Annotated in this window: 6 protein-coding genes; 5 read left to right on the top strand and 1 reads right to left on the bottom strand. The window is 71.6% G+C overall.

All coding sequences use genetic code 11. From position 1 onward, the window contains the following. Together ABZ484_RS38310 and ABZ484_RS38305 are read left to right on the top strand one after the other, a co-directional pair. The coding region (locus ABZ484_RS38310) for a penicillin-binding transpeptidase domain-containing protein (protein ID WP_358870573.1) at positions 1-643 on the top strand (643 nt) is incomplete at its 5' end. Positions 644-810: 167 nt separating this feature from the next. Beyond that, positions 811-2,484, top strand: a complete 1,674-nt coding sequence (locus ABZ484_RS38305) for a penicillin-binding transpeptidase domain-containing protein (protein ID WP_358870572.1) — start codon at positions 811-813, stop codon at positions 2,482-2,484. 22 nt (positions 2,485-2,506) lie between these two features. Here ABZ484_RS38305 and ABZ484_RS38300 read toward each other — a convergent pair whose 3' ends face one another. After that, positions 2,507-2,872: an SsgA family sporulation/cell division regulator gene (locus tag ABZ484_RS38300; protein WP_358870571.1), complete on the bottom strand. Its 366-nt coding sequence runs from the start codon at positions 2,870-2,872 to the stop codon at positions 2,507-2,509. 168 nt (positions 2,873-3,040) lie between these two features. Here ABZ484_RS38300 and ABZ484_RS38295 point away from each other — a divergent pair, with 168 nt between their 5' ends. From ABZ484_RS38295 to ABZ484_RS38285, 3 genes are all read left to right on the top strand, one after another. Continuing rightward, the gene (locus tag ABZ484_RS38295; RefSeq protein ID WP_358870570.1) at positions 3,041-4,105 is read left to right on the top strand and encodes an energy-coupling factor ABC transporter permease; all 1,065 of its coding nucleotides are present in this window, start codon (positions 3,041-3,043) and stop codon (positions 4,103-4,105) included. Continuing rightward, a complete protein-coding gene (gene cbiQ, locus ABZ484_RS38290) occupies positions 4,105-4,866 on the top strand; it encodes a cobalt ECF transporter T component CbiQ (protein WP_358870569.1) in 762 nt (253 codons plus the stop codon). The genes ABZ484_RS38295 and cbiQ overlap by 1 nt, the downstream gene beginning before the upstream one ends. Continuing rightward, positions 4,854-5,341: ABC transporter ATP-binding protein (locus ABZ484_RS38285; RefSeq protein ID WP_358870568.1), on the top strand; the 488-nt coding region annotated here is incomplete at its 3' end. The genes cbiQ and ABZ484_RS38285, both read left to right, overlap by 13 nt.

Raw genomic sequence — 5,341 nt, 5'->3', positions numbered from 1 at the left:
CTTCCACAACCTCAAGGGCCTCCAGCCCGACGAGCACGCCAGCCTCTCCGACAGCTTCTCGCGCTCCTGCAACACGGCCTTCGTCAAGCTCACCGACGACCTCGCGGACCGAGGGGGGTCGGACGCGCTGACCAGGGAGGCCCAGGACCGCTTCGGGCTCGGCCGGGACAACTGGAAGAGCGGCATCCCCTCCTTCGACGGCTCGGTGCCCGCCGTCACCGGCCCGGACCAGGCGGCCAACATGATCGGGCAGGGCCAGGTGCAGATGAGCCCGCTGAACATGGCGTCGGTGACGGCCACCGCCATGACCGGCCGGTTCCGTCAGCCCGTCCTCGTCTCCCCGCAGCTCGACGACCGCGAACTCGCCACGGCCCGGGGCCTTCCGGCGAGCACGGTCGCCCAGCTGCGGCAGATGATGAACCGCACCGCCACCAGCGGCACGGCGGCCGTCGCGATGTCCGGGCTGAGGGGCAGGATCGGGGCGAAGACCGGCTCCGCCGAGGTCGACGGGCAGGCGAAGTCCAACAGCTGGTTCACCGGGTACCGCAACGACGTGGCCGCCGCCGCCATGACCCAGGAGGGCGGACACGGCGGCGACGCGGCCGGCCCCATCGTGGCGGCGGTGCTGCGCGCGGCCGGCTGAGCCGGACGGCCCGGGTTTGTCGCAGCTTGGCTACGGACCGGCGGCCGAAGTCACCCGCACAGAGCGGGACTCTAGGGTGGGTGCCGTCGTTGGGTGCGTGGGTGCGCCGAAGGTGGCACGAGCAGCGCGGGCGGCGGGGGCCTCGGGATCGCAAAGGACGGAAGGCAGTGGGCAAGAGAAGGCGCGTCGCCGAGCGACGGAGGACGAGTCCGGCCATGGTCGGCGGTGTGATCGCCGTGGTCGCCGTCGGTGCCGGCGTCGGCGCGTACGTGCTGTACGGCGGTGGCGCCGCGGCCGAGGACCAGACCCGGACCACGTCGGCGAGCGGCCAGCGCAAGGTGCCCACCGGGCCCCTGTCGGCGGCCGAGGTGCAGACCACGGCCGGGCGCTTCCTGTCGGCGTGGCAGCAGGGCAGGCCGGCCGAGGCGGCCGCCACGACCAGCGACTCCGCCGCGGCCGGCGCGCTGCTCACCGGTTACGCCAAGGACGCGCACCTGAAGGACGTCACGCTGACCGAGGGCACCCCCAGCGGCGGCACGGTCCCCTTCCAGGTCAAGGCGACGGTGTCGTACAAGGGCCTGAGCAAACCGCTGGCGTACGACAGCGCGCTGACCGTCGTGCGCCGTGCCACCGACGGCGCACCGGTGGTCGACTGGCACGCGGCCGTCGTCCACCCCGACCTGAAGGACGGCGACAGGCTGGTCACCGGCGAGTCCGGCACCCCTCCGGTGAAGGCCCTGGACCGGGACGGCGGCGAGCTGACCGCCGCGAAGTACCCGTCGCTGGGCACGGTGCTGGACGGGCTGCGCGACAAGTACGGCAAGACCGCCGGCGGCAAGGCGGGCGTGGAACTGCGCGTGCTGCGCGGCACCGCGTCGAAGAAGGCGGAGCTGCCCGACAAGACGCTGGCCGAGCTGAGCAAGGGCACCCCGGGCACGGTGAGGACGACGCTGAGCCCCACCCTCCAGGCCGCCGCCGAGGAACAGGTGTCCCGGCAGAAGCGGGCTTCGGTGGTCGTGATGCGCCCCTCGACGGGTGAGATCCTCGCCGTGGCGAACACCGGCCACGGTTTCAACACCGCCTTCCAGGGCTCCCTGGCACCCGGCTCCACCATGAAGATCGTGACGTCGACGATGCTGTTCGAGAAGGGGCTCGTCACCCCGGACGCCTCGCACCCCTGCCCCAAGACGTACAAGCTCGCCGGCTGGACGTTCCACAACGACGCCGACTCCGAGATCAAGAACGGCAGCTTCAAGCTGAGCTTCGGGGCCTCCTGCAACAACGCCTTCATCGATTTCGCGCCGAAGCTGTCCGACAGCGACCTGACGAAGGAGGCCCAGCAGGTCTACGGCCTCGGCCTGAACAACTGGGCCATCGGCGTGCCGTCGTTCGACGGCTCGGTCCCGGTGCAGAGCGGCGCGCAGATGGGCGCCTCGCTGATCGGGCAGGGCGGGGTGCGCATGAACCCGCTGAACATGGCGTCGGTGTCGGCGACGGTCCAGGCGGGCGTCTTCCACCAGCCGTACCTGGTGGACCCTGAAGTGGACCACCGCACGCTGGCGAAGGCCTCGCGCACGATGTCGTCGAAGACCCGGGCCCAGCTGAAGGACGTCATGGCGTACACCGCGGCGTACGGCACCGCGGCCAAGGCGATGTCCGGGGTCGGCGGCGACGTCGGCGCCAAGACCGGTTCCGCCGAGGTCGACGGCCAGGAGAAGCCGAACGGCTGGTTCACCGCCTACCGCGGTGATCTCGCGGCGGCGGGCGTCGTCCAGGCGGGCGGCCACGGCGGCGACACGGCGGGCCCGATCGTGGCGGCCCTGCTGAAGGCGGGCGGCTGAGCGAGCGGTACCGGCTCCCCGCTCAGTGGTGGACCATGGCCCTGCTGGTCGCCGCCGCGGCCGTGTAGGTGCTCCCCAGGAATCTCAGCAGCGTCCTGGTCTCGAACTGCACCACCGAGACGCCCTGCGGGGAGTGGAACTCGACCACGGCCTGCACCCGGCCGCAGGGCCACACCCGCACCGGTCCGCTGCCGGCCGGGGCGCGCAGCCCCTGTTCGAGCAGCGACCGGGAGAACCTCCACTCGTGCGATCCGGGCAACCCGATCCGCACCGAGCCCGGGTCGTCCTGCGGGTCGTAGCGCAGGACGACCGGGACGGCACCGTGCTCGTCCAAGGAGTCGTCATCGGTGACTATGTGGGCTCGTGCGTACTGCTCGACTACAGGCATCGGACGACCCCTCACAATCGGTGACCTACCCGGCAGCTATTTTCCCGTTTCGTTACCAATGTCCCATATATCCCGATTTACACATCTTGGCGGCCAGGCGCTCAGATGTGTAAATGACGACCGCCTCGCTCTTGCAACCAGTTCGCAACAAGCCACTATCATCGAACGGTGCATGTGCCTGACGGATTCATCAACGCCCCCACGTCCGCCGCCGCCGGAGTGGTCGCCGCCGGTGCCCTCGCGGTGAGCCTGCGCGGCGCGCGCCGAGAGCTCGACGAGCGCACCGCGCCGCTGGCCGGCCTGGTCGCCGCGTTCATCTTCGCGGTGCAGATGCTCAACTTCCCCGTCGCGGCCGGGACCAGCGGCCACCTCCTGGGCGGGGCGCTCGCCGCGATACTCGTGGGTCCCTACACGGGGGTCCTGTGCGTCTCGGTCGTCCTGCTCATGCAGGGCATCCTCTTCGCCGACGGCGGGCTGACCGCGCTCGGCGTCAACATCACCGACATGGCGATCACCACGACGGTCGTGGCGTACGCCGTCTTCCGCGGCCTGGTGAAGGTGCTGCCGCGCCGCCGCCGCTCGGTCACCGTCGCCTCCTTCGCCGCCGCGCTCCTCTCCGTCCCGGCCGCCGCCGTCGTCTTCACGCTGATCTACGCGATCGGCGGCACCACCGACGTGTCGATCGGCAAGGTCGCCACCGCGATGATCGGCGTGCACGTCCTCATCGGCATCGGCGAGGCCGCGATCACCGCGCTGACCGTCGGCGCCGTCATCGCCGTACGGCCCGACCTGGTGTACGGCGCGCGCGGGCTGCAACAGCGGCTGAAGCTCCGCGTGAACGGCGAGCTGGTCGACGCCCCCGCCGCCGAGCCCACGCCCGTCCCGACCGCGGCGCGCTCGCACCGCAAGCTGTGGATCACCGGCCTGGTCACCTCGCTCGTCCTCGCCGGCTTCGTCAGCTTCTACGCCTCGGCCAGCCCCGACGGCCTGGAGAAGGTCGCCCACGACCAGGGCATCGACAAGAAGGAGGAGCGGCACGCCTCCGCCGACTCCCCGCTCGCCGACTACGGCGTGAAGGACATCTCCGACGCCCGGCTGTCCGGCGGGCTCGCGGGCGTGATCGGCGTCGGCTCCACCGTCGTCGTGGGCAGCACGGTGTTCTGGGTGGTGCGCAGGCGCCGTACGAGCGCCTCGGCCGCCACCTCCGGTCCCTCCGCATCGCAGGCCGCCTGATGGGGGCGGGGCACACGCACCGGCTGTACCGGCACGGGCACTCGCCCGTGCACGCGCTGCCGCCGCACACCAAGCTCGCCGCGGCCTTCGCCTTCGTGGTGGTCGTGGTGTCGACCCCGCGCGAGGCGATGTGGGCGTTCGCCCTGTACGCCGTGCTGCTCGCGGCCGTCGCGTCCGCGGCCCGCGTGCCCGCCGGATTCCTGCTCGGACGGCTGCTGATCGAGATCCCGTTCGTCGCCTTCGCCGTGCTGATGCCGTTCGTGGCGGAGGGCGAACGCGTCGACGTCCTCGGCATGTCCCTCAGCGTGAGCGGCCTGTGGGGCGCCTGGAACGTGCTCGCCAAGGGCACCCTCGGGGTCGCCGCGTCCGTGCTGCTGGCGAGCACGACCGAGCTGCGCGAACTGCTGCTCGGCCTCCAGCGCCTGAAGCTGCCCCCGCTGCTGGTCCAGATCGCCTCCTTCATGATCCGCTACGGCGATGTGATCACCGACGAGATGCGGCGCATGCGCATCGCCCGGGAGTCACGCGGCTTCGAGGCGCGCGGCATCCGGCACTGGGGAGTGCTCGCCAAGTCCGCGGGCGCGCTGTTCATCCGCTCCTACGAGCGCGGGGAGCGGGTCCACCTGGCCATGGTGAGCCGCGGCTACGCCGGTTCCATGCCGGTCATCGACGAGGTGACCGCGTCCCGGACGCAGTGGTCGTACGCACTGGCCCTCCCCTGTGCCGCGCTCGTCGTCTGTCTGCTGGGATGGGTCCTGTGACTGTGCCTTCTCTCGAGGTCTCCGGCCTCGCCTTCGCCTATCCCGACGGGCACCAGGCCCTCTTCGGCGTCGACTTCTCCATCGCACGCGGGGAGCGGGTGGCGCTGCTCGGCCCGAACGGCGCCGGCAAGACGACCCTGGTGCTGCATCTCAACGGCATCCTCGGCGGCGGGACCGGCACGGTGACGGTGGCCGGGATGCCGGTCGGCAAGCGGCACATGGCCGAGATCCGGCAGAAGGTCGGCATCGTCTTCCAGGACCCGGACGACCAGCTGTTCATGCCGACGGTGCGGGAGGACGTGGCGTTCGGACCGGCGGCGGCCGGCCTGAAGGGCCCGGCACTGGAGCAGCGGGTGCGTACGGCCCTGGAGCGGGTCGGCATGCAGGACTTCGCCGACCGCCCGCCGCACCACCTCTCCTTCGGGCAGCGCCGCCGGGTGGCCGTGGCGACGGTCCTCGCCATGGAGCCGGAGAT

Source organism: Streptomyces sp. NPDC006393 (assembly GCF_040628575.1).
Taxonomy (GTDB): Bacteria; Actinomycetota; Actinomycetes; order Streptomycetales; family Streptomycetaceae; genus Streptomyces.
Note: the sequence above shows the minus strand (reverse complement) of the source record. Positions and strands in the feature narration are given on the sequence as shown.